The 2,310-nt window shown below is 51.2% G+C and carries 1 protein-coding gene; it reads left to right on the top strand.

The window, feature by feature from the left end; translation table 11 throughout:
- Positions 1-365: 365 nt before the first annotated feature.
- Positions 366-2,288 (top strand): tetracycline resistance ribosomal protection protein Tet(W), encoded by a 1,923-nt coding sequence (gene tet(W), locus EFAMC2_RS02340; protein ID WP_063856422.1) that lies wholly within the window; start codon positions 366-368, stop codon positions 2,286-2,288.
- Positions 2,289-2,310 lie beyond the last annotated feature (22 nt).

Here is a 2,310-nt window from a genome sequence, read left to right as displayed (position 1 = left end):
AGGTGTTCGGATAAAGTTGATAATCAAGGCCTGATTTATTTGGGGAATCGGGTAAAATAATTTCTTGTTTTTTAGAGTGTACTATGATATACTGCTATTAACCTGATTTGAGGAGTCTACCAAATATGCGGCAAGGTATTCTTAAATAAAATTTGATAATGGGCGCAAAAATGATTGCCCCTTGCAGGGGCTTAGTTTTTGTACCCAATTTAAGAATACTTTTGCCTTTTTAGTAAATATCGTGACGGACAGCGGCTCATGTAAGCCGTCATACTTCTGTTTGTCCGAAGTCATGATCCCCAGCGGTAAAAGTATTAGCCGCTGGGGATTTTTGCGCCCATTTGGGCCTTGTATGGAGGATAGACATGAACATTATCAATATCGGGATTCTTGCCCATGTAGACGCTGGAAAGACAACCTTGACGGAGAGCCTGCTATATGCCAGCGGAGCCATTTCAGAACCGGGGAGCGTCGAAAAAGGGACAACGAGGACGGACACCATGCTTTTGGAGCGGCAGCGTGGGATTACCATTCAAGCGGCAGTCACTTCCTTCCAGTGGCACAGATGTAAAGTCAACATTGTGGATACGCCCGGCCACATGGATTTTTTGGCGGAGGTGTACCGCTCTTTGGCTGTTTTAGATGGGGCCATCTTGGTGATCTCCGCTAAAGATGGTGTGCAGGCCCAGACCCGTATTCTGTTCCATGCCCTGCGGAAAATGGACATTCCCACCGTTATCTTTATCAATAAGATCGACCAGGCTGGCGTTGATTTGCAGGGCGTGTATCAGTCTGTTCGGGATAAGCTCTCCGCCGATATTATCATCAAGCAGACGGTGTCGCTGTCCCCGGAAATAGTCCTGGAGGAAAATACCGACATAGAAGCATGGGATGCGGTCATCGAAAATAACGATGAATTATTGGAAAAGTATATCGCAGGAGAACCAATCAGCCGGGAAGAACTTGCGCAGGAGGAACAGCGGCGGGTTCAAGACGCCTCCCTGTTCCCGGTCTATCATGGCAGCGCCAAAAAGGGCCTTGGCATTCAACCGTTGATGGATGCGGTGACAGGGCTGTTCCAACCGATTGGGGAACAGGGGAGCGACGCCCTATGCGGCAGCGTTTTCAAGGTGGAGTATACAGATTGTGGCCAGCGGCTCATCTATTTGCGGCTATACAGCGGAACGCTGCGCCTGCGGGATACGGTGGCTCTGGCCGGGAGAGAAAAGCTGAAAATCACAGAGATGCGTATTCCATCCAAAGGGGAAATTGTTCGGACAGACACCGCTTATCCGGGTGAAATTGTTATCCTTCCCAGCGACAGCGTGAGGTTAAACGATGTATTAGGGGACCCAACCCGGCTCCCTCGTAAAAGGTGGCGTGAGGACCCCCTCCCCATGCTGCGGACGTCGATTGCGCCGAAAACGGCAGCGCAAAGAGAACGGCTGCTGGACGCTCTTACGCAACTTGCGGATACTGACCCGCTTTTGCGCTGCGAGGTGGATTCCATCACCCATGAGATCATTCTTTCTTTTTTGGGCCGGGTGCAGTTGGAGGTTGTTTCCGCTTTGCTGTCGGAAAAATACAAGCTTGAAACAGTGGTAAAGGAACCCACCGTCATTTATATGGAGCGGCCGCTCAAAGCAGCCAGCCACACCATCCATATCGAGGTGCCGCCCAACCCGTTTTGGGCATCCATCGGACTGTCTGTTACACCACTCCCGCTTGGCTCCGGTGTACAATACGAGAGCCGGGTTTCGCTGGGATACTTGAACCAGAGTTTTCAAAACGCTGTCAGGGATGGTATCCGTTACGGGCTGGAGCAGGGCTTGTTCGGCTGGAACGTAACGGACTGTAAGATTTGCTTTGAATACGGGCTTTATTACAGTCCGGTCAGCACGCCGGCGGACTTCCGCTCATTGGCCCCGATTGTATTGGAACAGGCATTGAAGGAATCAGGGACGCAACTGCTGGAACCTTATCTCTCCTTCACCCTCTATGCGCCCCGGGAATATCTTTCCAGGGCTTATCATGATGCACCGAAATACTGTGCCACCATCGAAACGGTCCAGGTAAAAAAGGATGAAGTTGTCTTTACTGGCGAGATTCCCGCCCGCTGTATACAGGCATACCGTACTGATCTGGCCTTTTACACCAACGGGCAGAGCGTATGCCTTACAGAACTGAAAGGGTATCAGGCCGCTGTCGGCAAGCCAGTCATCCAGCCCCGCCGTCCAAACAGCCGCCTGGACAAGGTGCGCCATATGTTCAGTAAGATCACTGGTTGATTTCCGATCCCAACCGAACACA

Source organism: Olsenella uli (genome assembly GCF_901212655.1).
Classification (GTDB): Bacteria; Actinomycetota; Coriobacteriia; order Coriobacteriales; family Atopobiaceae; genus Parolsenella; species Parolsenella uli_A.
Note: the sequence above shows the minus strand (reverse complement) of the source record. Positions and strands in the feature narration are given on the sequence as shown.